Origin of the sequence: Sulfurimonas sp., assembly GCF_018698455.1 — a bacterium.
Classification (GTDB): Bacteria; Campylobacterota; Campylobacteria; order Campylobacterales; family Sulfurimonadaceae; genus Sulfurimonas.
On record NZ_JABIOQ010000019.1, the window covers coordinates 1 to 26,431 of the forward strand.

Below are 26,431 nucleotides of genomic sequence, written 5' to 3' on the forward strand. Positions count from 1 at the left end.
CAGAAGAAGTTTTTTGATATTTATCTTGCAGTGTTTGTAAAACATCATCACTATTTACTAACTCACTAATTCCAAGAGAACCTTCAACTGATTGCTGTGAAATGTACTTCAAGCCAACACCAATATCAACTTTACCAGCATTAGTCTGTATCTCTTTTGCCCCACCAAGAACAACGCCACCATACACTCTAGATGTAATCGCTAACAGACCACCATTTGTACTTCCATTTGGATGTGCTTGAAAATTTATATCTGCAGCAGACAATAAACCTACACTCCATGCAAAGGCATCTCCATTCTTTGAAACGGCAGTGTAATTATTTACTCCAGCATGAAAATGTTCTCCTGCATAATTTTGAAGGACTTCTGTCATCTCTGCATCCGTATTTGCATCGCTAATATCATTACTAAAGTCTAGAAAGCCTGCGCTCGCGCTTGCCCCAATTCCTAATATGTCGACGACATAACCACTCTCTTTCTTAATACTTACAAGTCCAGCAGGATTGCTAAATACAGAGCTTGAGTACCCACCTACGGCAACATTTGCACCACCCATTCCCATGATTCTTGCATCCTTATAAAGATACGAGTATTCTGCTCCAAGAGCCATCAATGAAGTTGTTGCACCTAAGAGTGCTGATAATATAATTTTCTTTTTCATAATTAGACTCCTAGTTGTTTTGACTATTTAAATAGTCAATAATATTTTGCTCAGCTATATCACCAGCACAAGCAGAACCAGTATAAGTATCTCCAAGTAGTTCACACTTAAACTCGTCGATATCACCCTGCATTTCTTCTGTTGCTGCACCTGAAAAAGAGTCAATACCATTATTTAAAACATCGACAAGAACACCTGCCGTCGTTAGCTCAGTTGCCGAAGGCGTTTCATTTACAGGACAAGCATATAGATTAGCTATTGCATTAATATCCTCATAACGAGTAAAATCATTTAAAAGACAAAAATCTTTAGTGAGCACCGTTTGGTTTATATCATTCATTAAATAATAATATGGACTATCTGGTGTGTCAACATCACCATTAACAGTAACTACTAAAGGTGAATATATCTTATTTATAATAGTAAAATTCACATCGGCACTCTGTGTTACATTACAGTCAACATTATTTGTTCTATCAAATGCATAATTCATTGCACAAGTTGAAGCTGTTAATTTTTCATCGTCTGAGCCACCATCCCCAAATGTCGAAATATCACCAGCAATCAAATCAATTGTTACTGCGGCACTACTTGTACTAGATAAACCAACATAAAGACATATGTCTTTTTCTGAATTGCTTAAGTTTGCATCCGAACAGTTGTCAACAACTTGATTATAATACGAGATTGCCGTATCTAAGTCTGTTAAAGCTGTCGATGAACTCGATGAGGCTATACTTGTTACAAATCCAGAAAAAGTACTATCACTCGCACTAGAGTCAGTTAAAGAATTTACTATATCGCTCAGACTTAAGCCTGCCTTACCCATGTATGCAGCACCTAAAGCTATATAGTCAGAATCAGTAGTTGCTGTCGCTTCGAGCTTTGTTATAACTCCTGTATAATCACCACTATCTAACATCTGTTGAGTTTCTAGCCTAGACTCTCCCTCAGTATCACTGCTTCCACATCCAGACATTATCAATGCCAGACATAAAAGGGACACAATCATAAACTTCTTATACATAAGTACTCCTTTTTTTAACTATAGCATAATTAAAATTTATAAATTATTTAAAAGCATTTTTTATGCTCTATTTTGATAAAATAAACGGATTATATTAAAGTAAAAGATTTTAAAACATGAATACAAAAAATTACATTTTAGAAACAATAAAAAAACGTCCACTTATTATAGATGGTGCCATGGGTACACAACTACAGCAACGTGATGAGCAAATTCCTAAAGTTGCTTGGGAAAATAATGAAGGCTGTAATGAACTCCTCAATGTTACTTGCCCTGAGATTTTAAGTGAAATATTCTCTGCTTATCTAACTAGCGGTGCTGACTTTATTACCACAAATACCTTTGGCTCTTTTTCATGGGTACTTGATGAGTATCAGATAGGACATCGTGCTTATGAACTCACAAAGGCTGGAGCAGAGCTTGTAAAAAAAGAGTGTGAAAAGTTCTCAACTCCTGAGCATCCGCGTTTTGTTTTAGGTTCTGTTGGGCCTGGTACAAAACTTCCATCACTTGGACATATCACTTATGATGAGATGTTTAAGGGTTACACTGAGTTTTGTTTAGCACTTATCGATGGTGGCGTTGATGTTTTTCTACTTGAAACTTGTCAAGACCCACTACAGATAAAAGCGGCTCTTCATGCATCTCAAGAGGCTTCACGACAAAGAGAAGTAGAGATTCCTATCATGGTTTCTGTGACTATTGAGCTTAGTGGAACTATGCTTATCGGTACTGATGCTGGAACAATTGCTACCATTTTAGAGCCATTTGATATTTTAAGCCTTGGTTTTAACTGTGGAACAGGACCTGAACAAGTTATAAAACATGTAAGAACTCTTAGCGAAGTTTGGGGTAAACCTATATCTGTACACGCAAACGCAGGCCTTCCACAAAACCGTGGAGGTTACACTTACTACCCAATGGGACCTGATGAGTTTGTAGCACAACAAGAAAAGTTTTTAAACTATGATGGTGTTTCATTCTTAGGAGGCTGTTGTGGAACAACACCTCAACATATCCGAGCACTCGTAAACGCGGTACATGCCATTACGCCAAAAAGCCCGAGTGGTTCACAACCTAACTCTATAGCATCTCTATTTGGCACAACTACACTTATGCAAGAACCAGCTCCTCTTCTTATGGGAGAACGCTCAAACGCGACAGGTTCAAAAGCTTTTAAAGAACTTCTTTTAGCGGAAAACTATGAGGGAACTCTTTCTGTTGCACAACAGCAAGTTCGTGCAGGTGCTCATGCTATAGATGTGAATGTTGGATTTGCGGGGAGAGAAGAAACTAAAGACATGACCGAAGTCATCGGTATGTATAACCAAAAGATAGCCCTTCCTCTAATGCCAGATTCGACTTCGACTCTAGGACTAGAAGTAGCACTCAAAAACATTGGTGGAAAACCAATTCTTAATTCTGTAAACCTTGAAGATGGTGAACCGAAATTTGATGAAGTGTGTCATCTAGCTAAAAAGTTTGGAACCTCTTTGGTCTGTTTAACAATCGATGAAATAGGAATGGCAAAAACTGTTGAAGATAAACTCAAAGTTGCAGATAGAATCATCGATCTTGCTACTAACCGTCATGGTATTAAAAAAGAAGATTTAATCTTTGATGTTCTAACATTTACTCTTGCAAGTGGTGATGAAGAGTACTGGGATGCTGGTGTTAATACTATAGAAGCTATTCGTGCTCTGCGTTTAAAGCATCCTGAAGTATCTGCAACACTAGGTTTATCAAACATCTCTTTCGGATTAGACAAAGATGCAAGACCTTATCTTAACTCTATGTTCTTGCATCACTGTATAAAAGCTGGACTTACATCGGTCATTATCAATGTAAAACATATCATCCCTATAAATAAAATTTCTAAAGAAGACCAAGAAATATGTGACGACCTTATCTTTAACCGCCAACCAAAAGGTCAAGCTCTCTTTACCTTTATAGAACACTTTAGCACTAAAGAAGCTGTAGATAACGATGTAGTGGATGAAGAGTATCTTGCTATGAGTACTGAGGAGAAGATTGCTAAACTACTTCTTGATGGAGATAAAGAGAGAATGATTCCTCTTGTTGAAGAAGCTCGTCATTCAATCGCTCCTGAAAAAATTGTAAATGAGATTCTTATTGATGCAATGAAGGTCGTAGGTGAGCTTTTTGGTTCAGGACAAATGCAACTTCCTTTTGTTCTCCAGTCAGCCGAAACTATGAAAAAAACAGTTGATCACTTAAACCCCTTCTTACCAAAAGTAGAAAAGACTGTAGATACAACTCTAGCACTAGGAACCGTAAAAGGTGATGTTCATGATGTTGGTAAAAACCTTGTTGATATCATTCTTTCAAACAATGGGTACAAGGTTCAAAACCTTGGTATCAAAGTAGAACTAGAGACATTTTTAGATGCTATGAAAGCTGGCAATATTGCAGCTCTTGGCTTTAGTGGTCTCCTTGTAAAATCAACACAGGTGATGCAAGCGAACTTCAAACTTTTACAAGAGCAAGGTATAGATATTCCTATCCTCATTGGAGGGGCTGCACTTACTCGTACCTTTGTAGATGATTTCTGTCGTCCTTTTTATGATGGTCCAATCTTCTACTGTAAAGATGCCTTTGATGGTGTTACAGCGATGAGTCGTATAGAAGCTGGAAATATGGACACAAACCTACATCCTAATGCTCCTGAGATAGAGAGAGTAGAGAAAAAAGAAATAATTATTCCTCCTTTTGAGGAGATTAAGATGCCAACTCGTGATGTCACAGTCCCTACTCCTCCATTTTGGGGAAGACGCGAGATAAAACTAACAGAGCAACAGATAGAGATGGCGTTTGAGTGGATAAATCATAAAATTCTTTTCAAATCTCGTTGGGGTTATAGCTCAAAAGGCATGACAAAAGAAGCTCACCAAAAACAACTTGATGATGTTGTTTGGCCTGCATATGAAAAACTAAAAGCAGAATTTTTAGATAAAAAACTCTTTGAACCAACTATTGTTTATGGTTACTGGCCTTGTCGTTCAGATGATAACAAACTTCTCATCTTTGATGAAACAGAAGGTTATAACTCTCCATCAGAGGTAAATACTAAACCTCTAGAAGAAGTAAGAACAAACGCCATCAAAGAGTTTCATTTTCCAAGACAAGGTAAAAAACCTCACCGTGCACTGAGTGACTTTTTTCACTCTGATAGAGATGATGTTATAGCACTAACATGTGTTAGTGCTGGGGGTAAACTAAGTGATGCTGAAAGAGTTATCTATGATGCTGGAAATTACACTGAGTACTATCAGTTTCACGGTCTTGGCGTTGAACTTGCAGAAGCACTTGCTGAGATAGCACATAAGCAGGTAAGACTCGACCTCAACATCGCAGAAGGTGAAAAACCTAGTTTAGCAGATGTTCAGATGAGCAAGTACCAAGGCTCACGTTATAGTTTTGGTTATGCAGCTTGTCCTGACCTTGAACTCAACCGCCCTCTTTTTGACTTACTTAAACCAGAAGAGTTCGGAATTGAGCTGAGTGAAACTTTTCAAATCCACCCAGAGCAATCAACTTCCGCTCTAGTGGTTTACCATCCAAACGCCACTTACTACAACATATAAACTCTTCCTTTTCATCTAAATAATAAATGACTGACCATTGGTCATTTATTATTTTTTAAGCCTTCTCTCTATATAATTCTTTAATTGACCGATAGTCAGTCACTATAGTAAAGGATTTTATTTGGCAATAATTGTAGATAAAGTACAGAAAAAAAGAGATATAGCACTCTCTTGTAAAAAGCTTTTTGTAGACAAAAGTATTAAAGACCTAACCATCTCAGAAGTTGCAAAAACTGCAGGGGTTGGTAAAGGTACTATATATGAGTATTTTAAAAATAAAGAAGAAATTGTTTTTGAGATAGTCAATGTTCTCATGCAAGAGCACAATATCAAAAAAGAGAAACAAATTAAAGAGGCTACAACAACAAAAGAGAAGATAAAAATCTTTTTTTATATCTTTTACGATAAAGAAGAATCTGATTTACGTAAAATATACAAAGAGTTTGTATCTATTTCTCTCGTAAATCCAAATCCACAAATGATGGAGTTTCAGAGTAATTGTTCAGAGAGATATCTACAGTGGTTTAATGAGATTATCCAAGGGGGAATAGACAAAAAGGAACTGATTCCAAGTTCCATACTACTTTCTCGTGGTCTTTTTGTTATAGGAGAAGGAATGTTTATATCAAGCGAGGTTACAAACGGCATAAGCGATGTCAAAAAAGAACTAGATATATTTTTCGATACGTTATTTGAATTAATAGAGGTGAAAAAATGATAAGAATTCAAAGTGGAAAGTGCCATATGTTAGCACTTCTAAAAGTTCAATACAGTGAGGCACTAAATGCCGAATCTTAACAGAATACTATTTTTAATTATGCCACTTTTTATCTATGGTGATAGTTTAAGAGAACTTATAGAGATAGCCGAGTCTAAAAATGACTTAGTTATTGCAAAACAACTTACACAAGAATCAAAAGCAAAAGAGTTAGACTCTAAAAATAGTGCTTATTTTCCAACACTTGATCTTGGTGGTTTCTATAAACGCGATGATGATGCCTCTCCATTTCAGCCGGGAAGCACTTATAGTGGTTATGCAAAACTTAGCTATGATATCTATGATGGTGGTAAACGCAGTGCAAGAGTAGATAAAAGTAAACAAATCTTGTTAGCTTCAGAACTTGACACCAAAGCTTTTAAAGAGAGCTTAGCACTACAAATCACACAAGACTTTTTCACTATTAAAAGTCTTGAAGCATCACTCAAAGCAAAAGAAGAAGCACAAACAACACTTAAAGAACAACTTATAAAAATCGAACGTTTTGTAAAGGCCAAGATGGCTACAAGTGATGATCTTGATCGTGTTCAAGCAGACTTCGACACAAATACTTACCAGATGGAATCTATCAAGTTTCAAATACTCTCTAGTAAATCATCTATATCATTAAAAGTTGGAAAGAACATACACACTCTTGATGATTCTAGTTTCTCTAAAATGAGAGCTGAACATTTAGAAAAACTTGATGCAAACAAGGCACTTATAGCACAGCAAAGATCTATTGAGTACGAAGCAGAATCTATAGATAGTTTTTATTACCCTCATATTAAAATAGAAGATACATATAGTATTTATGGTTATGATGAGAAGCCAAACTTAGGAGCTATTCCTATCACTTTCCTTGAAAACCAAAACACTCTTATGCTCACCCTTAATTTTAGAGTATTTGATTATGGTGCAATTAGCGATAGTAAAGAGACTGTTCTCTTAGCATCTAAAGCTCTCTCATCACAGATAGCTTTTCAAACAAAAGAACAGGAGATGCAGTTTATACTTGCATCTTCAAGGATCCAGACCGCTAAAGTCAAAATACTCAGTAGTAAAAGTGCTTTAAACGCAGCAACCAATGCTTTTGAGACAATTGAAAAAAAATATAATGCAGGTATTGTTGATTACATCATCTATCTTGATAGTTTAAGTAAAAAAACAAGTTCTAAAGCGCTTTATGAGAGTGGACTTAACGAATTAGAGATTGCATATGCAATCTATTATTACTACAGTGGAAAAAATATTAAAGGGGAACTACAATGCAAATAATTAACAAGACACTATTAGGGTTACTCCTATCATTAAGTTTACTAAACGCCAATGACGTTTATGCAACATTTACAGTTGAACCTTTAAGGGATGCTAATCTTGCATTTATTGCGAGTGGTATTGTAGAAAAGGTAAACACAGACATTGGACACAGTGTCAAAAAAAATGATGTTTTAGCCCAACTTCAAAATACTGATATTAAAGCGATGCTTGAGGTCTCAAAAACAGCACTTAAGTATGCTAAAAAAGATTATGAACGCCAACTAAAAATTAAAGAGCTTATAGATGAAGCAAGATTTGATGGTGTTGCAAATAAGTATGAAAGTGCAAAAAATCAATTCGCTTATCAACAAGCTTTATATAGTAAAACATTTTTAAAGGCTCCTTTTAATGGTGTTATTTATTCAAAAGAAATTGAAATTGGAGATGCTGTAAGTGGTATGATGCTTAAAACAGTTTTTCAAATTCAGAGTCAAACAAAAAGAAAACTTATCCTTGCATTTGATCAAAAAAATAGAAACCTTGTAAAAGTAGGCTCAACTTTTACTTACAAGATAGATGGAAACTCTCGAATTTATGTAGGGAGTATTTCAAAGATTTATCCAAGAGCAGATTCTAAAAGCAGAAAAATCAGAGCAGAAGTAAAAACAATAAATTTCATTCCTGGCCTTTTTGGTGATGGATATATTCAAGTAAAAGAGTAGTCTTATATGTATAAATTAGCAATAAACAAACCTATTATGACACTTATGTATGTCCTTACTCTCATGTTTTTTGGATATACAAGTTTTAAAAGTATGCCATCGGCTCTCTTTCCAAATATTGACTTTCCCATAGTTACTATTGAGACTGTTTACCCTGGTGCAGAGCCCGCGACAATAGAATCACAAATAACAGATAAACTTGAAGAAGCTATTTCGAGCATTGGAGGTGTAGATAGTATTACCTCCACAAGTAGTGATGGAGTGAGTATCATAATAGTGAAGTTTTTTCTTGAACGCGAGATAAATGAAGCTACAAATGATGTACGAGATAAAGTATCTGCAGTTATGCTACCAAAAGATGCTAAAACACCTCTCGTTAGTAAACTAGATATCGGTGGTGCCTCCATAATCAACCTCTTCTTGACAGCCAAAAAGGATAGTGTCCAAAACCTTATGCTCTTTGCAGATGAAAAAGTAAAACCCTCTGTACAAAAAATCATCGGAGTTGGTGGCGTTAACATCGTTGGGTATAAGAATAGAGAGATAAAAATATATCCAAATATAGATTCACTTAATAAATACGGCATCACAGTTTTAGAACTCAACCAAATTATTTCTAAAGAGAATGTAAAAATCGGTGGTGGTAAACTTATAACTAACACTAACGAGTATATTCTAAAAACACAGGCAGATGCCTTGAGTGTAGAGGAACTACAAAACATCAAGGTTAAAAATAGTATTCGTCTTAGAGATGTTGCCCGGGTCGAAGATACTTTGAGTGATGCTAAAAGTTATTCTTCATACAATGGAGTAGAGGGTGTAATGCTTGAGGTACAAAAGATATCAGGCACAAACACTATAGACATCGTTAACAGTGTTAAAAAAGCTATCCCTGGCCTTGCGCGAATGGCAGGAGATAGATTTGATGTAATGGTACTTCAAGATACTACACCGTTTATTTTGCACTCGCTTGAAGATGTAAAATTCGACCTAGTATATGGTGCATTTTTAGCAGCTTTTATAATTTTTGTATTTTTAAGAAACATCACAATTACTCTTGTTTCAGCTCTCTCCATTCCTGCTTCTATATTTGGAACTTTTGCTCTAATGGATTTAATGGGCTTTGAGCTTAACAAGATGACTATGGTGGGGCTTACTCTTTCTATTGGTATTATCATTGATGATGCCATTGTTGTCATTGAAAATATTTATAAGAAACAAGAAGCTGGTATGAATAGGCTTCAGGCTACGTTTGAAGGAACTAAAGAGATGTCGTTTGCCATTCTTGCTATCTCTGCCATGCTTCTTGCTGTTTTTATTCCTGTTGCAAACATGAGTGGTATCGTTGGTAAGTTCTTTGAGAGTTTTGCTATGACCGTTGGTTTTGCCATCATCATCTCATATACCATTGCACTAAGTTTCATTCCAAGTCTGAGTGCTCGTGTAATCAAAAAAGGTGAAAGTAAGTTCTATACTTTGACTGAGCCAATTTTTATTGCTATTGATAAAGCATACGAGGCAACTTTAAAAGTTACATTACGATTTAAATTTATCACTATTATTATAGTTCTTGTTATGTTTGTTGGTTCACTTTCACTTTTTCCTAAAATAGGTATGGACTTTATACCAAAAGAGGACAAAAGTGAGTTTGAAGTAAAGATCAAAGCGGCTAGTGGAATTTCACTTCAAGATATGATTAGAAAATCAAAAGAAGTTGAAGTTATGATTCAAGGTGATGACAATGTAGAGTTTACCACTTTAAGTGTAGGATATAACTCTGCTAAAGAAAAAAATAAAGCCCTTATTTATGTCAAACTTGTAGATATGAGTAAAAGAGCCCTCAATCAAGAAGAGGTGATACAGAGCTTGCGAGATAAGCTAACAGCATTTAAAAAAGATATGTTCATTACAGCTTCAGCCATTCCTAATATCAAAGGAGCTGGAGCAAGTGTACCCTATCAAATTATCTTAAAGTCTGACTCTTTTGAGAACTTAACCATTGCCAAGAATAATCTTGTTAGATACATCTCAGCAAAAAAAGGTTTTGTAGATATAGATACAAATCTTGATGATCCAAAACCACAGTATGATGTAAATATCCTCAGAGAAAATGCCAACCGCCTGGGCATAAATGCATCACAAATTGCCAGTGCAATCGCAACAGCATTTTCAAGTGATTTAGAGATTTCTTACTTTGAAGAGAATGGAAAACAGTATAACATCAGCTTGCGATTTGATGATGAAAACCGTCAAAGTATTTCTGATTTGAAGAAAATACAACTTAGAACAAATAATGGGACACTCGTATATCTTGATGGACTAGTGGAGATAAAAGAATCCTCATCACAAGCAACTATATATCATCTTGACAGACAAAGACAAGTTAGTATTTATGCCGATCTATTTGGTCTTGATTTAGGTGGTGCAGTTAGTTATACAAAAGAGAAGATTGATTCGCTAATGCCTGATGGAGTTACTTATAGATTTACAGGTTTTGCAGAAGAGATGGAAAAAACAGTTCAGGCATTTGGAACTGCTATTGGGCTCTCAGTTATACTTATGTTTGTTATTCTTGCTATTCTTTATGAGTCGCTTATACAACCTATTATCATTATGATTGCACTTCCTCTGAGTATTATAGGTGTTATGTTGGCCCTCTACATAAGTGGGCTACAATTTTCACTCTTTGTAATGATTGGGTTTATGCTTCTGATGGGAATGGTCGGTAAAAATGCTGTACTTCTCGTAGACTTCGCAAATGCTGCTGTAAAAAATGGTAAAAACACAGGCGAGGCACTTATTGAAGCTGGAGAAAAACGTCTTCGCCCTATTTTAATGACAACATTTGCCATGGTGTTTGCTATGATTCCCCTAGCTACTGGAGATGGTCTTGGAAGCGAGACGAACGCACCAATGGCAATAGCTGTAATAGGTGGACTCATTAGCTCTATGATACTTACTCTTTTGATAGTACCTGCAATTTATAAGCTCATTAATCCACTAGATACTTGGCTTCGAAAATGGTACGAAGTAGGAGAAGTTTCTTAGCGTCTTCTATAAGAGAGTGCCTCGAGTAGATGCTCTTTTTCTATCGTTTTACTCTGACACAAATCAGCAATAGTACGTGAAACTTTTTGCACTTTTTTAATACTTCTAAAAGAGAGTGCAAATCTGTCTATAGCTTTCTCTAAAGTTTCTTCTGCTTCACCACTTAAAGCACAATACATTTGAATCTCTTTATCATTGAGCAGGGCATTAAAACTTTTTTGACCTCTTTTTCTTCCTAGTATATGTGCTTGGACAACCATTTTATGCATCTCTTTAGATGAAAGACTCGGTTTATCCGTCGCATTTACTTGTTGCATCACTATATTTAAATCTATTCTATCTAAGAATGGATCAGAAAGCCTGTTTTTATATCTTTGTACCTCAAGGTCTGAACATCTACACTCTTTATTTTGATTGAGTAAATTACCACAAGGGCATGGGTTCATAGCCCCTATAAAAAGAAAACTAGCTGGATATTCCACTTTTGAATTTACACGCGATATTCTTATCTTTTTATCTTGCATTGGTTCTCGCAATGCTTCTAGCACAGACTTGGAAAAATGGGGAAGCTCATCAAAAAACAGTATACCATTATGTGCTAAACCTACCTCTCCTATTTTCGCCTTAAAACTACCACCTCCAAATATACTCGCAAGTGTAGCAGTATGATGTACAGACTGTGAATTCCTATGTGGTTTAAAGTTTGCCTCTTTCCCATCAAGTACTTGTAGTTTTACTAACTCTAGTATCTCATTTTCACTCATTGGAGGAAGGATATAACGAAGTCTTTGAGCTATCATACTCTTTCCACAACCAGGACTTCCCTCATATATAATGTTATGAAAACCTGCCGCCGCAATAAGAGCAGCTCTTTTTGCTACTTCTTGTCCCTTAACATCACTAAAGTCTTCATCATACTCTTTTACATAATAGTACTTCTTCTGCTCTAGTTCATAAAATGGGTATTCTATTCCACTGTTTACGACACTAGGCAATACTGTATCTTGATTTTTAAATACATTCACCGTTTGGGTTATACTACTTACTCCATAAAAATCTATGTTTGGTATTTTTGAAAGTTTATCAAGTGATTCATTTGGAACTATTGCTTTTGTTATAAGATTTTGATTTGCTAGAGATAAAATTAAAGGATAAAGCTGAGCACTCTCTTTTACACTTCCATCAAGACCGAGTTCACCAAACACAAACCAGTCTTTTAAATCACTCTCATCTGTATTTAAAAGTATAAGTAGAGCTATACTCAGATCAAACTGTGAGCCTGATTTTGAGAGTTCAGAGGGTGCTAGGGAAAATGTTATTCGTTTAGGAGGAAAGGAAAAGTCATTACTCAGGAGTGCTGATTTTACTCTCTCTTTTGACTCGGTAATAGCAGTAGATGCCATCCCAACAATTGAAAAAGATGGAAGACCCTTTGTAAGTGTTGATTCAACATCTACAACTCTAGCATCGAGTCCTTCATATGTTGCACAGTGCACAGTTTTCATAAGTCAACCTCAAATTTAGATTGGTAAATAGTATCTTAGATTTTTTATATTGAAGGTTTATATTACATTATGCAATTATTTAAGACTCTTTTTGCTCTTTTTTCATTCTTTTGTACTCTTTTTCAAACTTCTTACGTCGTGAATATGAAAGCTTGTCAATAAAAAGGACACCTTCAAGGTGATCTATTTCATGCTGAATAGCGATAGATAGTAGTCCATCTGCCTCAAGTACTTTTGTATTTCCATCTCTATCTTGATAACTAATACTAACAGTCTCAAATCTTTTTATATCTTCATAAAACTGGGGAACACTTAAGCATCCTTCTTGGTAAAGTGCTTCTCCACTTTTGGCAGTTATATGTGGATTAATTATCTCTAAGAGATTCTCTTTGGGCTGTTCTCCATCTTCATTTGGTATATTTAAAATAAGAACTCTTAACGCATGAGCAACTTGAATTGCTGCTAATCCAATACCATTTGTATTCATCATTATTGGATACATTGCATCAAGCAATATATGAAGCTCTGAACTAAACTCTTTTACTTCTTGGGAAATTTTACGTAAACTTTTATCTGGATACTCAACTATACTTAAATTCATAACTTTTATTAGGTCCTAAGCGAGACTACATAGTCTTTATTTTCATTTTTGTATGCTAGTTCCATACCATCCATTGCACTTAGGATTATTTCTTCTACAGAACTATCAGTGTCTACACTTGTTATACCAATGGAAATTTTTAACTGTATTTCTTTATCTTCCAAGAAAAAATTAGAATTAGAAACTAAATCACAAAGTCTTTCACTCGCTTTTCTAGCACTATCTATATCAGTATGTTTTAAAAGCATAACAAAGGCTCCGTGACCATAGTATGCTACTATATCACTACGACGAGATGTCTTTAAAAGAAGCCTAGCAATCGTTCTAGTCATTAAAGTTACAGCCTTTTCATTCTTCATACTTGCTTTAAGTTCATTTGACAATTCAAGCATAATAAGAGAACTCTTATGTTTAAACTCTTTTACAAGGTCCATCTCTTGTTCAAGTTTTGTTAAAAGATAGCGTTTGTTATAAACACCAAATTGATTATCAAATATAGTCTCATTTTCAACATTTTTCACAATTGATGCTGTGTTATCATAAATAACTCTCATTTGAGAACTTTGTGACTTTACAATAGTATTTAGCTTACTAACATCCGACTCTAGTGCTTCAAGAATTACAAGTGATTCTCTAGGCTCAGGATTATCCTTAAGTTCTTTTTTTCTTTTTTCCAAAATCTTTGTCATAAGAGACATATTTTTATAAAGATTTGCTGTTACATTTAAAATATTTTTTATCGAACTAAAGCCCTGTTTTAAAGTGTGTTCTAGCAGTATAGTACTTTCCGCATCATTACTTTCTTCAAGTTCCAGTACTGAGAGTATCTGTTTACGGAGATATTCACTTTTCTCTTCTAGTAATCTATCAAAATAAAGAGAATAGTTATGTGGGGTAGGAGGAATATTATCAGATATAAGAGAATCTAGTACTTCTTTAGCATACACTTCTATATCACTAGAAACTGCTTGAAAATTTAAAGAACTAGGAATTACGGTACGAGTAGACACATGAACTTCTTCCACACATGGAGAGGATAAAGTTCTTCTTTTTCTAGCCTGCAATGAACCTGCCATATTCTCTTCTCCTCTTACTCTTTATCGTTTTTAACTAGGACTTCATCAATAATTCCATATTCAAAAGCTTCTTTTGAACTCATAAAGTTGTCACGATCAGTATCTTTTTCTACTAGTTTTATACTTTTTCCAGTATTTTTAGCAATGATTCCATTGAGTTCCGCTTTCATACGCAGTATTTCAGCAGCTTGAATCTGAATATCAGATGCCTGCCCTTGAGCTCCACCTGAAGGTTGATGCATCATAATTCTCGCATGTGGTAGAGCATAACGCTTACCTTTTTCTCCAGCTGTAAGTAAAAATGCACCCATTGAAGCAGCTTGACCTATACAGATTGTTGCAACATGTGGGCGAATATAATTCATAGTATCAAAGATAGCCATTCCCGCAGTTACGACTCCACCAGGAGAGTTAATGTAAAAGTAGATATCTTTCTCTGGATCTTCTGCCTCAAGAAATAAAAACTGTGCGACTATAGTAGAAGCAACTTGATCGTTTACTTCTCCACTTAGCATTACTATTCTATCTTTTAAGAGACGTGAATAGATATCATAAGAGCGCTCACCACGTCCTGTTTTTTCAACTACATAAGGAATATAACTCATAACTTATGCTATCTTTTCGTTTAGTAGAGCTGTTAAAACTCTATCTTCTACCATAGACATTTGAATTGCCGGAAGGTAACCTGCTGCTTTATACTGCTCATAAGATTTTTGGGGATCTTGCCCCATTTGCATTGCTTCATAGTATATAGTTTGCATAACTTCTTGTTCTTCTATCTTTACTTCTTTTTCTTGAGCTAAAGAATCAATAATAAAAGTAGCTCTTACACTTTTTATAGCTTCTTCTCTAAATGTCTCACGAAGTTCAGTTAACTTGTCTGTATTTTCACGAAGTTCTTTAATTTCATCTTCACTCATTGTTCCAGCTTTTTTGTTTAGAGCCATATCTATTTCTTGCTCTACTACAAATTCAGGAAGGTCAAATGATAGTTTATTTACGAAAGCTTCAAGAAGTTTAGGCTTTAAATCTTCTTGGTATAATTTAGAAAGTGACTCATTTTCAAGTTGTGATTTGATCTGTTTTTTCATCTCTTCAACAGTAGCATTCTCTTCACCTTGCATAAGCTTTTGCGCTAGTTCATCATTAATTTCAACTTCTGCTTTTACTTTTATCTGATTTACTTTTACTTTAAATTCAGCCTCTTTGTTAGCTAAATCTCCACCGTAATTCTCTGGGAAAGTAACTTTTATTACTACTTCTTCATCACGTTTTACATCAACAAGTTGGTCTTCAAAACCAGGAATGAAAGAGTTAGAACCTAACTCAAGTGCATGGTCTTTACCAGCACCACCATCAAATAAAACACCATCTATAGAACCCTCGAAGTCGATTACAGCAGTATCTCCAAGTTTCATTTTTCGGTTATGTTTAATGTCTTCTAGAGGAGCTTGAGCTGATGCTATTTCTAAGATTCTAGCATCAATTGCCGTGTCTTCAACTGTTGGCTTCTTAAAGTCTGGAACCATTGAGGCAACATCGCCTAACTCTATATTTGGACGCATTGCTATTTTAATTGCAACTTCTATTTTGTCATCACTTTTATCAAATTTAGAAATATTTGGCTCACCAATTAAAGAAGCATTAGAGATTTTAAGTTCTTCTAATCCTGCCGTCATTACATTGCGCAAAGATTCTGCTTCAGCATCTTCTATAAGTTTTTGACCATACTGCTTCTTTACTATAGCAACAGGAACTTTACCCTTACGGAAGCCTTGTACCTTAGCAGTTTTGGAAAGTTCTTTAGCGATTTTTTCTATGTTAGAATTAACCTCATCCATAGAGATTGTTGCTTCTATCTCAGCATTTGCAGAGTTAATTTTTGTTGATTTGATTTCCATCAATTTCCTTTTTATCTATTGCATATTATAGTGATATGCCTATTTATTTTAGGTAATAATATCTAAAAACTGCTTTTAATTAGCTTTTACAAAAATGTGGTTTATAGTTTAGAATTAAAATCCATATTACTGCGACATCTATCATGACATCCGCAAAATTAAAAACGGCGAAGTTAAAGCCACAGTGCCAGTAAACCATATCAACAACACCCTCATGAATAAACCTGTCATAAATATTTGAAAATGCCCCACCTAACAGAAGTCCTGCTGGAAATGCATAACAAAGTTTTTGCAGGTAAAACACATAACCAAGTACTCCTAAGACAAGGACTAGCTGTATATATTTTAAATAACCCTCTAAAAATGAGAACATAGAAAATGCCACACCTTTGTTATAAACTAAAATCAAATCTATACAGTCCGTGTAGTAACGAAATCCATCAACAAAAAGCATCTTAATATTTTGATCAATTATAAAAACACCAACTAATCCGAACAGAAGCACCGCCCCTAAGCGTAAAATGTGATTATTCATTTAAAGCTTTTTGGAAAAAAGAAACCATTTCATCCATTCTTACATTCATAAGTTTTGCATCTTTAGCTTCAAGTAAAATTCTTAGTTTCTTTTCTGTTCCAGAGTAGCGAACAAGATGACGAATTCCTTCACTATCAAGAACTTCTAATTTTTCACTTAGGCCTTTAATATTTTGGAGTGGTTTTTTATCTTTAACCATGATATTTACTAATTTTTGTGGGTACAGAGAGAAAGGGCGCAATAGCTCAGAAGCTGGTTTTTTCTTTGCTATTAAGAGAGCTAAAACCTGCAAGGCACTCACAAGACCATCTCCTGTTTTTGCAAAATCATTTATAATCACATGTCCACTCTGTTCACCACCAAAGTTTATGCCCTCGCGTTTCATAATCTCTAGAACATGTTTATCCCCAACATTTGAACGCCAAAGTTTTAAATCATTTTCGCTCATATAGTCATCAAGTCCTTGATTACTCATAACAGTAGCTACTATTCCTCCACCCTTAAGTGTATTTTGGTTCTTAAGATGTACACCCAGTGAACCTAAAAGCTGATCGCCATCCACGATTTCACCTTTTTCATCTACAACTACAAGTCTATCTGCATCCCCATCAAGTGCTATTCCTAAATCTGCTCTATACTCAACAACTGCATTTTGTAGGTCTTTAGTATGTAATGCTCCACAATTCTCATTAATATTAAAACCATCTGGTTTGTCATGGAGAACTATAACATCAGCACCAAGTTCTTCTAAGACTGTTGGACCAACCTTATATGCTGCCCCATTAGCTGTATCTAAAACGATACGCAAGCCCTGAAGTGACATCTCTAACGGAAATGAGTTTTTAAGCTGTACTATATAACGCCCTATAACATCATCTATACGCCTTGCTTGTCCTATTTTCTTTCCTGTCACTTGAGCTTCTTGAAGTTTTTCATTATCAAAAAATATATCTTCGATTTTCTTTTCAACCTCGCTAGAGAACTTATTACCATGTCCATCAAAGAGTTTAATTCCATTATCTTCATAAGAGTTATGAGAAGCACTAATCATGATTCCAGCATCACAACGCATGTTCTCAGTGATAAACGCGATAGCAGGTGTTGGCATTGGCCCGATTTCTATGACATCATAACCGATCGCAGTCAGACCAGCGACTATTGAATTTTCTATCATATAACCACTTCGACGTGTATCTTTACCAATAAGGATTCTATTAGTCACTGCGTTTGGTTTAAGATATGTTCCAGCGGCCATAGCCACCTTCATAGCAACTTCTGCACTTAAAAATGTACCCGCTTCTCCTCTTACTCCATCTGTTCCAAATAGTTTCATTGTCTTCCTTTTATCTCATCTCTTTATATAAATAGTTAATCTGTTCAGGTGGCAACTGAGTCTAGTGCTTAAAAAAAGAGACCAAACCAACGGAAGGATTCGCTCTCTTTTTTTAAGTGCTTGACTCAGGTTATTACCATTCTTGAACACGAATTAGTGCATTTTACCACCACTTAACTTAATTTTAATTATCTTTAAGCTAGTATTGCGCACTTAAAATTCCAAAAAAGGACTCATAATGGCAAATCACAAGTCATCAATAAAGAGAATTCGTCAAACTATCGTTCGTACTGAACGTAATCGTTTTTACAGAACTCGTCTTAAAAACATAGTTAAATCAGTAGTTACAGCAGTAGATGCTGGAAACAAAGAAGAAGCAACAGAAGCACTTAAAGTAGCTAATCAGCAGATTCATAAATTTGTAAGTAAGGGTCTTCTTAAGAAGACAACTGCCGCTAGAAAAGTTAGTCGTCTACACAAATCTGTAAACGCTATATAATTAGAGCATAATTTATGCTTGCAGATAAACTAACACCGTTTATCACCCGCTATAACGAACTCGGCGATTTGCTGAGTTCACCTGACATTACCTCTGACATCAAACGTATGACAGACCTTTCAAGAGAACAATCAAATCTTTTACCAATAGTTGAAAAAGCAAAAGAATATCAAGCATTAGTTGCTGATATTGCTGACACAAAAGATATGTTGAGTGATTCTGAAATGGGTGATATGGCCAAAGAAGAACTAAAAGAGCTAGAACCGCGCAAACCAGAACTAGAAGAAGAAATTAAAGTACTTCTTTTACCTAAAGATCCTAATGATGATAGAAATATCATTGTTGAGCTTCGTGCTGGTGCTGGTGGAGATGAAGCTGCAATATTTGTTGGTGATCTTTTTGACGCTTATACAAGATATGCAGACCTAAGAGGCTGGAAAATAGAGCTTATTAGTACTTCACCTTCAGATTCTGGTGGATATAAAGAGGTTACGGCACTTATTAAAGGTGAACAGGTTTATAGTCGGTTGAAATATGAAGGTGGAACACATAGAGTTCAGCGTGTTCCAGCAACAGAATCTCAAGGACGTGTTCATACATCAGCAATTACAGTAGCAGTTATGCCTGAAGTTGATGATGTTGAAGTTGTCATTGAAGATAAAGATTTAAAAATAGATGTTATGCGTTCTTCTGGATGTGGTGGTCAGTCTGTAAATACGACCGATTCTGCAGTTAGGATTACTCACTTACCATCTGGTCTAGTTGTAACAAATCAGGTGCAAAAATCTCAACGTAAAAACCGTGAAAAAGCAATGAAGGTTCTCAAAGCTAGACTTTATGACCTTGAAATGCACGAACAACAATCTGAAAATGCAGCAGAACGTGCAGCACAAGTAGGAAGTGGTGATAGAAGTGGTCGAATTCGTACTTACAACTACCCACAAAATCGTATGAGTGATCACAGAATCAATCTTACACTTTACCGTTTGAATGAAATTATGAGTGGGGGACTTCTAGATGAAGTTGTTGAGCCACTTATAACTGACCATCAAGCAAAAATAGTAGAAGCAGCTGGACTCTAGTCCAACTCTTCTAACTTACTCCCACTCAGTTACAAAAGTTCTCTTAACTCTACCCTTAAACGTAATAGTTCTCTCGTTAACACCAAGATAAAGTGTCTCTCCACTCGTAGGATAAACTTCTATGCTCTTTGAAACTTTACCCTCTTTAAATGCTCTATAAAAACAAGCCGCCATTCCTGTTCCACATGCAAGAGTTTCATCTTCAACACCGCGTTCATAAGTACGCACACGAAGATTCTCACCATCCACTGCACAAATGTTTATATTAGCATTATACTTATAACGAAGTTCACTAGCCTCTTTTAAGTCAAAAGTCTCTACATTATCAGTGATGCAAACCATATGAGGAACACCCGTATTTAATAGCCACCAAGAACGGCCATTGTGTTCTATAGTCTCATCTATCATAACAGGAGGAGTAAGTTCACTTAGTATCATTCCAGAAGTCTCACTGTTTTCACTTACTTCTGCGTTTATAACTCCAGCACCCGTTAAGAAACTCATCTTCTCTTTTGTAAAACCTTGGTTAAACGCGAAGTGAGCACAAGCACGAGAACCATTTCCACACATATCGGCACGACTTCCATCGGAGTTATAAAACTCCCATTCAAAGTCATATTTTTCATTTGGCACGACAACTATGAGTCCATCTGCACCTATCCCATCTTGACGATGGCATAGTTCTTTAGTTAACTCTGTTCTGTCTTTTTTAATCTCACTTGAGAAAATAACAAAATCGTTACCACTTGCACTATATTTAGAAATTTTCATAAATACTTAGCCTTTATAATTGCCACAAAATCTTCACACTCTTGTTGGAGATGTTTTAAGTTTTTTGAATTGTCAATTACCCAAGTTGCACGGTCGCGTTTTTCATCGATAGGAAACTGTGTTGCTATTCGTTTTAAAGATTCCTCTTTAGAATAGCCATTGCGCTTCATAAAACGATCAAGTTGAACATCTGCTGGAGTATATACAACGACGCTATCTTGTATGTCATAGTTATTATTTTCAAAGAAGAGGGGGATGTCTATAAGGTATGGAAATTTTAACGTATCTTGTCTCTCGCTGCGTTTGAGGATTTCATCACGAATCTTAGGATGTAAAAAATCTTCTAAAATCTTTTTTGCTTCTTCATTGGCAAATATATATTCACCGAGTTTAGGTCTATCGACCTTACCAAGTCTCAAGTATTGAGTTCCAAAAGTTTCTTCAACCCACTGTGCTGAAGCATCGAGAATCTCATGACTTATAGTATCCGCATCAATAATGCGCATACCATTAAGAGCCATAAGCGAGGCTACAGTACTTTTACCAGTGGCGATACTTCCGGTTAAGGCAATAGCATACTCAAATGCCATTAGTTTTTAATAACACCTAGGTATGCTTTACGTACGTTATTTCCCATTGCAAACGCTGCGGGATGTACATCACAGTTATAGTACTCTAAACCATCAAGCATATCTGTACGGTGTAAAATAATGTCAGCAGTTGGGTGATACTCTTTAGAAGCTAAAAGAGCAGTTTCTCCATTTCCAATATTAAAAGGCATAATAACCTTAGTATATTTGCCAAGAACTTGCATTATACTTTTGTTATCTGCAATGTTATCTAAATTTGGGTGCTTACTTACAAGTAAACCATCTTCTTTTAGTACACGGTTGTAGTGAGCTAAAACAGCTGCATCAGAATCAAGTTCTGATATTACAACGTCATATTCTGCGTCATTTAAATCACGTAAAGCATTGATATCTGCGGCTATAACAGTACAAGCCATCTCAGGATGCTTTTTCATTTCATTCTCTAAGCCACTTGCATTGCTACTGATTATTAGAACATTTTCTGGGTTTTTGTTTGAACAAACGGCAACGTGAACCATCATTTCATTATAGATAAAATCTTTCATATTTAATTCTTCCTTATTTATTACCGCGATTTTATCCACTTTTGGATTAATTTTACTTAATAAAGATATAATTGCACAATATTTATATAAACATAAAGGTAAAAAATGGATTTTAATAAATTTAAATCATTTTGTAGAGTTGTACGTATAATAGCAGGGCTTGCTTTTATCATTGCGGGAATTAACACTGGTATATATTGGTTTTACTTAGGAGTCATTCCTTTTATAGCTGGTTTAGTAAACTTTTGCCCCACCTGTATAGTAACCAGTAAATGTGATTTACCCCAAACAACAGAGAAGAATAATGAGTCAAATTAGTTATAAAGATGCCGGTGTAGATATAGATGCTGGAAATAGTTTTGTAGAAAATATTAAACCTCTTGTTAAATCAACAACAATTCCCGGTGTAATAGGCGGAATAGGTTCATTTGCTGGTGCCTTTGAGCTTCCAAAAGGTTTTAAAGAACCAGTAATGCTTGCTGCAACTGATGGAGTAGGAACAAAACTTAAACTCGCTATAGACTCAGGAATTCACAACACTGTTGGAATTGACCTTGTTGCTATGTGTGTTAATGACCTACTTTGTAACTTCGGAACTCCTTCTTTCTTTCTTGACTACTATGCTACAGGTAAGCTTGATGTAATAAACGCGACAAATGTTGTTGCAGGTATTGCTGAGGGTTGTAAACGTAGTGAATGTGCACTTATCGGTGGAGAGACTGCTGAAATGCCAGGAATGTACTCAGAAGATGATTATGACCTTGCTGGTTTTGCAGTAGGCGTTGCTGAAAAGTCTGAAATGGATAGAGTAAGTCTTGTTAGAGCTGGACATAAACTTATAGCACTTCCATCTTCTGGTCTACACTCAAATGGTTTCTCACTTGCAAGAAAAGTACTTTTTGAGACAATGGATAAAAAATTTGATGAAGACTTTAATGGTAAACCTCTTATAGAAGTACTACTAGAGCCAACTACTATTTATGTAAAAATGTTTAAAGAATTAAGAAATGAAATAGTAGCAATGGCACATATCACAGGTGGTGGTATCATTGAAAACCTTCCACGTGTTTTACCAGAAAACTTAATGGCGGAAGTTAAAGAAGAAAGCATTCGTGTTTTACCTATCTTCGAGTTAATGGCTCCTCATGTGCAAAGGGCAGAAATGTTTAGAGCATTTAACATGGGTGTAGGTATGGTACTTGTAGTTGAAGATAAAAATATAGACACCGTACTTGCAAAAGCAAAAGGTTCATATTTAATAGGTGAGATTAAAGAGGGCAAGCGCGAAGCAAAAATGATTTAGGCTCAGCCTAAATCAAAACACTTATTTAAAAGCTTTAGCTAAATCTTTTTTAACTGCTCCAGGTACTGTAGCAATAGTAGTAAATGTTCCCAGTGATAGTAATGGATAAGAAAGAGCAAGATAATACTTTGCTTCAAGCGATTTAGCCTTACCATTTTCTATACTTATACAGTATGGAAGAACAGCCGCATTTGCACGACCTATCTTTTTAACAAACTTCTTTGTTCTTTTTCCTAAATCATATCCTAGCAGTGTACTAGTCTCAGATAGTTTCAACTCAAAAACCAATAACTTACCTTTCTTATAAGCTCTTGCTTTAGAAATAAGTTCACTATTTGTACCCTCTGCCAACTCATCAGCATCATCATATTTAGGCAAACCCATCATAAACTGATAACCTGCTAAATCATCAAAATTTACAATGTCTATAGAATTTTTCAATCCAGAAAAAGCATTATTAATAGCTTCAAGCTGTGAATTAAAAACATTATGATTATACTCATCTTGCATATAAGCTTTACCAAAATAAACAGGGTTAGTAAAGCTAATCATCTTCTCTTTCTCATCAACAAAAAGACGTAAAGCAGCGACATAAGCACGACCTGGTTTAGCAGCCTCTGACTTAAGAGCATCATTAGTAAAAACTAATGTTGTTCCTTTTTTTACTGACTGATATGAAGCAATTACTTCAAATCCAGCAGCTTCTAGTCTACTTTGAGACTCAGAAGCACTTACATACTCACCAGTAAGATAAGCACTAATTTTAGTACCCTCAAGCCCAGACTTAGAATCAGGTGTTGCTGAGGCTGATGAACATGCAGTAAAAGAGAGAACTGCTAGTGACATTATTAATGTTATTAATTTTTTCATATTTCTTTACCACCTATTTTTTTCATTATAGCGATAATTTCGCTATCTATTTTTTTAGTCCATTCAACTTTTGTTGGATCTTTGATCTCCATAACTGCAGTCCAAACTGATAAACGTGGCATACCCACTATCATCTTATTTGAGCCTTTTTCTATGTAGAAGTACATAGCACATGGAGCCAATACCCCTGCATCTGGACGATTTTTATTAAAAACATTGTAAGAGAATGTAAAGTGGCATAAACCATATACAAAAAATTGGTCATATTTTTCAAAAGGCATCTCTAAATCTTCTTCGTAAGTCTCTTTAAAGTTTTTAAATCCTGCGATGATGTACTTTTTCTCTTCAAAAGCTGCTTCTATTTCTTCTTGAAAACTCTCTGACCACTCAGTAAGGTCTCCGCTTCTATCCACTTCAAATTCAAAAGTCATCATTGGTTTTGCTGGAAGTGCTTTATACTTAGTAGTTATAATTTTGCCACCAAACTCTTTAGTAACATAATCATCTAATGGCTTATACATATCTATGTATGCTTTTCTAGATTCGGCATCTGTTACACCTGTTATATCTAGCATTGTACTAGGATCAAGGTGACCGATGTATGTTATGTTTTCAGCTTTAGTTTTATATATGTGTAAATTAAAAGGTTGAAAACCAGCAGCTTGTGGCGACTTAAGTAAAATCGGATGTAATGCTACATCGTTAGTAATAGAGAAAAAACCTAAGTTATCTAAGTTAGTAGCCCAATCTTTGTCGTAGTCTGGGTCTTTTGGATTACCATAACGACTTGCGTAAGCATCATTTATTTTTTCATGTGGATCAGAAACAGTAAATCCTGTTACTTCTTCTAGCGATGGTAAGAACTCTTTTTCGTACTTCTCCTCCATATCACCTTGAATTACATTAAAGTGTACTGCTGGAGCAGCGAATGCAACTGAAGCAGCAAGTGAAAGTGCAATAGTTGACTTTATTAGTCTATTTATCATTGGTATTCCTTAAGTTAAAGTTAGTCTAATTATTTTAACATAATTTTTTACAATTGTAGATTTTTTTTGATTGTCTTGTGATTTTTTGAGTTTGTATGTAGAAAAAGAGCACTACCAAGAGTTGGTAGTGCTTATAATAGAAAGTAAATCTTCTAGTTTAGACTAGAAACCGTAGTTAAGAGCTACAGAAAGTGACTGTTGGTCATTTGTTGCTGTAAACTCACCACCACCAAAACTAGCAGGAACTTCAGTAGTTTGTGAACCAGTTGCAAACATATATGCTAAATCAACTGACATTTGTTCTGTAAAAGTATATGAACCACCAAGTGTAATATGAGATTCAGTTACAGCTGGAAACTGCATTGCACTTCCAAGAGCTTGATTAAAACTAAGACCAGTAGTAATATCAGATGGTAATGGAGACTCACCATAGTTATAACCAACACGAGCAGCCCAAGAAGGTGTAGCATATTCATAACCAATAGCTAATACAGTTTGATCTTCCCAACCAAAATCTTCAAAACCTTGAGCAGAAGAGTTACCAATCATTTTATAATCTAGAGCAATTGTATGCTCATCCATAGAATAAGAAACACCTAAACCAAGAACAGAAGGAGTATCTAACTTAGATTGTGGCGTTGCAGTTAGAAGATTACTGTTGAAAGTGTTTTTAAAGTCATGAGTTACAGCAGATTTATAATCTAAACCTAAAGATATACCAGAAATTTCATATGCTAAACCAGCTTCAAATCCCATTGCAATGTCTGTAGTTGTACCTGAAGTCATACCTAAAGAACCATACTCAATAACTGGAGCGATTGCAGCAGAAAAACCAGATACTGTGTATGCTAAAGGAATTGACATTCTCATAAGTAATAAGTTGTCATTTGGAGCTCCTGCACCACCCATTGCTGCATCATCACGGTAATCAACACCCATTCCACCTACACCATATAGAGCAAGACCCCATGCAAATGAATCATTAACTTTATTAATAACTGCAACTGCAGGAATCATTCCATTACCAGCTGTACTTTCATATTCAGTGCCACTAACACCAGGTGCTCCAGCAACACCTGTTTGTGAAAAAGTAACACTTGGCATTAAAATAGTAGCACCTATAGTAATCTCAGTATTCTTCTTAGACTTAGTAATTAAAGCTGGATTTGTGAATGCTGACTCAGCGCCTTGAAAGTTAGATATACCAGTTCCACCCATTGCACGTGACTTAGCACCGTAACCGATAAGGCTAGTACCATTTGTTGCGAATGCAGATGTCGCGCCTAAAGCTAGTGCAGCTACTACTGCTAATTTAATTGTTTTTTTCATTTTCTCTCCTCAGAGTAATTGTGTACTAAAATAGAGTTTTATCTATTTCGTCTACGGCTATTATAAGAGAGTTATTTTTAAATTAAACTTAAAGTAAATACTTTTATAATAGATTTTACTTATATATATTATATATTTATAAGTGTAAAAGCAATAAATAACGGTATTTAGGGCTATATAGATGTATATTTCAACTACATTGAGTATTTTAGTGCTTAAAAGAAAAAAAAGAAAAAAAAGAATTTGTGTATCTTTCAGTAACATATTATGGAACTTTCAGTTCTAAAAAAAGAATAGTATTGAATTAAGAGTAAAAAAATTGAAGTCATTTTGTTAAAAGTGAAGTAAATTTTGTAATAATAAAAGTAATTAGGGAGTAAATAAAGAAGTAAAAAACAACCAACTAGGCAGCGACCTACATTTCC

At 35.3% G+C, this 26,431-nt stretch carries 24 protein-coding genes; 9 read left to right on the top strand and 15 right to left on the bottom strand.

From position 1 onward, the window contains the following. Window positions 1-661: hypothetical protein (locus tag HOG88_RS02885; protein WP_295002958.1), on the bottom strand; the 661-nt coding region annotated here is incomplete at its 3' end. Window positions 662-671: 10 nt separating this feature from the next. Then, window positions 672-1,688 (bottom strand): hypothetical protein, encoded by a 1,017-nt coding sequence (locus tag HOG88_RS02890; protein WP_295002960.1) that lies wholly within the window; start codon window positions 1,686-1,688, stop codon window positions 672-674. A 116-nt stretch (window positions 1,689-1,804) separates the two neighbouring features. On the opposite strand from HOG88_RS02890, the gene metH reads away from it, so the two are divergent. The 5 genes from metH to HOG88_RS02915 all read left to right on the top strand — a co-directional run bounded on the left by metH (window position 1,805) and on the right by HOG88_RS02915 (window position 11,080). Beyond that, a complete protein-coding gene (metH, locus tag HOG88_RS02895; RefSeq protein WP_295002962.1) occupies window positions 1,805-5,293 on the top strand; it encodes a methionine synthase in 3,489 nt (1,162 codons plus the stop codon). Between the two features lie 121 nt (window positions 5,294-5,414). Next, on the top strand, window positions 5,415-6,011 hold the full coding sequence (locus tag HOG88_RS02900; RefSeq protein ID WP_295002964.1) for a TetR/AcrR family transcriptional regulator: 597 nt from the start codon (window positions 5,415-5,417) through the stop codon (window positions 6,009-6,011). 66 nt (window positions 6,012-6,077) lie between these two features. Next, a complete protein-coding gene (locus HOG88_RS02905; RefSeq protein ID WP_295002966.1) occupies window positions 6,078-7,328 on the top strand; it encodes a TolC family protein in 1,251 nt (416 codons plus the stop codon). After that, complete coding sequence (locus tag HOG88_RS02910) at window positions 7,319-8,032, top strand: HlyD family efflux transporter periplasmic adaptor subunit (RefSeq protein WP_295002968.1); 714 nt, start codon at window positions 7,319-7,321, stop codon at window positions 8,030-8,032. The genes HOG88_RS02905 and HOG88_RS02910 overlap by 10 nt, the downstream gene beginning before the upstream one ends. Window positions 8,033-8,038: 6 nt before the next feature. Next, window positions 8,039-11,080: an efflux RND transporter permease subunit gene (locus tag HOG88_RS02915; protein WP_295002969.1), complete on the top strand. Its 3,042-nt coding sequence runs from the start codon at window positions 8,039-8,041 to the stop codon at window positions 11,078-11,080. Here HOG88_RS02915 and HOG88_RS02920 read toward each other — a convergent pair. From HOG88_RS02920 to glmM, 7 genes are all read right to left on the bottom strand, one after another. Beyond that, on the bottom strand, window positions 11,077-12,585 hold the full coding sequence (locus HOG88_RS02920; RefSeq protein WP_295002971.1) for a YifB family Mg chelatase-like AAA ATPase: 1,509 nt from the start codon (window positions 12,583-12,585) through the stop codon (window positions 11,077-11,079). The genes HOG88_RS02915 and HOG88_RS02920 overlap by 4 nt on opposite strands. Window positions 12,586-12,664: 79 nt before the next feature. Then, the gene (def, locus tag HOG88_RS02925; RefSeq protein ID WP_295002973.1) at window positions 12,665-13,186 is read right to left on the bottom strand and encodes a peptide deformylase; all 522 of its coding nucleotides are present in this window, start codon (window positions 13,184-13,186) and stop codon (window positions 12,665-12,667) included. 8 nt (window positions 13,187-13,194) lie between these two features. Further along, window positions 13,195-14,262 carry a GGDEF domain-containing protein gene (locus HOG88_RS02930; protein ID WP_295002975.1) on the bottom strand — a complete coding sequence of 356 codons (1,068 nt, stop codon included), beginning with the start codon at window positions 14,260-14,262 and terminating at the stop codon, window positions 13,195-13,197. A gap of 14 nt (window positions 14,263-14,276) precedes the next feature. Then, complete coding sequence (gene clpP / locus HOG88_RS02935; protein ID WP_295002978.1) at window positions 14,277-14,867, bottom strand: ATP-dependent Clp endopeptidase proteolytic subunit ClpP; 591 nt, start codon at window positions 14,865-14,867, stop codon at window positions 14,277-14,279. Window positions 14,868-14,870: 3 nt separating this feature from the next. Further along, window positions 14,871-16,163 carry a trigger factor gene (tig, locus tag HOG88_RS02940; protein ID WP_295002980.1) on the bottom strand — a complete coding sequence of 431 codons (1,293 nt, stop codon included), beginning with the start codon at window positions 16,161-16,163 and terminating at the stop codon, window positions 14,871-14,873. Between the two features lie 79 nt (window positions 16,164-16,242). Beyond that, window positions 16,243-16,698, bottom strand: coding sequence for a signal peptidase II (gene lspA, locus HOG88_RS02945; protein WP_295002982.1), 456 nt, complete (start codon window positions 16,696-16,698; stop codon window positions 16,243-16,245). Then, a complete protein-coding gene (gene glmM, locus HOG88_RS02950) occupies window positions 16,691-18,031 on the bottom strand; it encodes a phosphoglucosamine mutase (protein ID WP_295002984.1) in 1,341 nt (446 codons plus the stop codon). The genes lspA and glmM overlap by 8 nt, the downstream gene beginning before the upstream one ends. Window positions 18,032-18,269: 238 nt before the next feature. On the opposite strand from glmM, the gene rpsT reads away from it, so the two are divergent. Together rpsT and prfA are read left to right on the top strand one after the other, a co-directional pair. Then, entirely contained in the window at window positions 18,270-18,530 is a 261-nt protein-coding gene (gene rpsT / locus HOG88_RS02955) for a 30S ribosomal protein S20 (protein WP_295002987.1), read from the top strand. 14 nt (window positions 18,531-18,544) lie between these two features. Next, entirely contained in the window at window positions 18,545-19,612 is a 1,068-nt protein-coding gene (gene prfA / locus HOG88_RS02960; RefSeq protein WP_295002990.1) for a peptide chain release factor 1, read from the top strand. A 15-nt stretch (window positions 19,613-19,627) separates the two neighbouring features. Here the strand turns inward: prfA and dapF are convergent, their stop codons facing one another. The 3 genes from dapF to HOG88_RS02975 are packed head-to-tail and all read right to left on the bottom strand — an operon-like array spanning window position 19,628 to window position 21,518. After that, complete coding sequence (dapF, locus tag HOG88_RS02965) at window positions 19,628-20,383, bottom strand: diaminopimelate epimerase (RefSeq protein WP_295002993.1); 756 nt, start codon at window positions 20,381-20,383, stop codon at window positions 19,628-19,630. Then, the gene (gene coaE, locus HOG88_RS02970; RefSeq protein WP_295002995.1) at window positions 20,380-20,973 is read right to left on the bottom strand and encodes a dephospho-CoA kinase; all 594 of its coding nucleotides are present in this window, start codon (window positions 20,971-20,973) and stop codon (window positions 20,380-20,382) included. The genes dapF and coaE overlap by 4 nt, the downstream gene beginning before the upstream one ends. Continuing rightward, the gene (locus tag HOG88_RS02975; protein WP_295002997.1) at window positions 20,973-21,518 is read right to left on the bottom strand and encodes a spermidine synthase; all 546 of its coding nucleotides are present in this window, start codon (window positions 21,516-21,518) and stop codon (window positions 20,973-20,975) included. The genes coaE and HOG88_RS02975 overlap by 1 nt, the downstream gene beginning before the upstream one ends. A 105-nt stretch (window positions 21,519-21,623) precedes the next feature. Between HOG88_RS02975 and HOG88_RS02980 the strand changes: the two genes are divergently transcribed. Then, complete coding sequence (locus HOG88_RS02980) at window positions 21,624-21,836, top strand: DUF2892 domain-containing protein (protein ID WP_295002999.1); 213 nt, start codon at window positions 21,624-21,626, stop codon at window positions 21,834-21,836. Continuing rightward, on the top strand, window positions 21,823-22,821 hold the full coding sequence (gene purM, locus HOG88_RS02985) for a phosphoribosylformylglycinamidine cyclo-ligase (protein ID WP_295003001.1): 999 nt from the start codon (window positions 21,823-21,825) through the stop codon (window positions 22,819-22,821). Before HOG88_RS02980 ends, purM begins: the two co-directional genes overlap by 14 nt. 21 nt (window positions 22,822-22,842) lie before the next feature. Here purM and HOG88_RS02990 read toward each other — a convergent pair whose 3' ends face one another. From HOG88_RS02990 to HOG88_RS03000, 3 genes are all read right to left on the bottom strand, one after another. After that, window positions 22,843-23,691, bottom strand: a complete 849-nt coding sequence (locus HOG88_RS02990; RefSeq protein ID WP_295003003.1) for a hypothetical protein — start codon at window positions 23,689-23,691, stop codon at window positions 22,843-22,845. Further along, window positions 23,688-24,677 (bottom strand): hypothetical protein, encoded by a 990-nt coding sequence (locus tag HOG88_RS02995; RefSeq protein WP_295003005.1) that lies wholly within the window; start codon window positions 24,675-24,677, stop codon window positions 23,688-23,690. Before HOG88_RS02995 ends, HOG88_RS02990 begins: the two co-directional genes overlap by 4 nt. Before the next feature lie 162 nt (window positions 24,678-24,839). After that, the gene (locus tag HOG88_RS03000; RefSeq protein ID WP_295003007.1) at window positions 24,840-26,006 is read right to left on the bottom strand and encodes an OmpP1/FadL family transporter; all 1,167 of its coding nucleotides are present in this window, start codon (window positions 26,004-26,006) and stop codon (window positions 24,840-24,842) included. Between the last annotated feature and the right edge of the window lie 425 nt (window positions 26,007-26,431).

Coding starts and splice junctions, on each gene's coding strand:
- metH (WP_295002962.1), top strand. CDS start 1,805: ATGAATACAAAAAATTACATTTTAGAAACAATAAAAAAACGTCCACTT.
- rpsT (WP_295002987.1), top strand. CDS start 18,270: ATGGCAAATCACAAGTCATCAATAAAGAGAATTCGTCAAACTATCGTT.
- lspA (WP_295002982.1), bottom strand. CDS start 16,698: ATGAATAATCACATTTTACGCTTAGGGGCGGTGCTTCTGTTCGGATTA.
- HOG88_RS02995 (WP_295003005.1), bottom strand. CDS start 24,677: ATGATAAATAGACTAATAAAGTCAACTATTGCACTTTCACTTGCTGCT.
- HOG88_RS02890 (WP_295002960.1), bottom strand. CDS start 1,688: ATGTATAAGAAGTTTATGATTGTGTCCCTTTTATGTCTGGCATTGATA.
- purM (WP_295003001.1), top strand. CDS start 21,823: ATGAGTCAAATTAGTTATAAAGATGCCGGTGTAGATATAGATGCTGGA.
- HOG88_RS02915 (WP_295002969.1), top strand. CDS start 8,039: ATGTATAAATTAGCAATAAACAAACCTATTATGACACTTATGTATGTC.
- HOG88_RS02905 (WP_295002966.1), top strand. CDS start 6,078: ATGCCGAATCTTAACAGAATACTATTTTTAATTATGCCACTTTTTATC.
- HOG88_RS02975 (WP_295002997.1), bottom strand. CDS start 21,518: ATGAAAGATTTTATCTATAATGAAATGATGGTTCACGTTGCCGTTTGT.
- HOG88_RS02910 (WP_295002968.1), top strand. CDS start 7,319: ATGCAAATAATTAACAAGACACTATTAGGGTTACTCCTATCATTAAGT.
- HOG88_RS02930 (WP_295002975.1), bottom strand. CDS start 14,262: ATGGCAGGTTCATTGCAGGCTAGAAAAAGAAGAACTTTATCCTCTCCA.
- coaE (WP_295002995.1), bottom strand. CDS start 20,973: ATGGCATTTGAGTATGCTATTGCCTTAACCGGAAGTATCGCCACTGGT.
- clpP (WP_295002978.1), bottom strand. CDS start 14,867: ATGAGTTATATTCCTTATGTAGTTGAAAAAACAGGACGTGGTGAGCGC.
- HOG88_RS03000 (WP_295003007.1), bottom strand. CDS start 26,006: ATGAAAAAAACAATTAAATTAGCAGTAGTAGCTGCACTAGCTTTAGGC.
- HOG88_RS02920 (WP_295002971.1), bottom strand. CDS start 12,585: ATGAAAACTGTGCACTGTGCAACATATGAAGGACTCGATGCTAGAGTT.
- HOG88_RS02980 (WP_295002999.1), top strand. CDS start 21,624: ATGGATTTTAATAAATTTAAATCATTTTGTAGAGTTGTACGTATAATA.
- HOG88_RS02990 (WP_295003003.1), bottom strand. CDS start 23,691: ATGAAAAAATTAATAACATTAATAATGTCACTAGCAGTTCTCTCTTTT.
- dapF (WP_295002993.1), bottom strand. CDS start 20,383: ATGAAAATTTCTAAATATAGTGCAAGTGGTAACGATTTTGTTATTTTC.
- glmM (WP_295002984.1), bottom strand. CDS start 18,031: ATGAAACTATTTGGAACAGATGGAGTAAGAGGAGAAGCGGGTACATTT.
- tig (WP_295002980.1), bottom strand. CDS start 16,163: ATGGAAATCAAATCAACAAAAATTAACTCTGCAAATGCTGAGATAGAA.
- def (WP_295002973.1), bottom strand. CDS start 13,186: ATGAATTTAAGTATAGTTGAGTATCCAGATAAAAGTTTACGTAAAATT.
- prfA (WP_295002990.1), top strand. CDS start 18,545: ATGCTTGCAGATAAACTAACACCGTTTATCACCCGCTATAACGAACTC.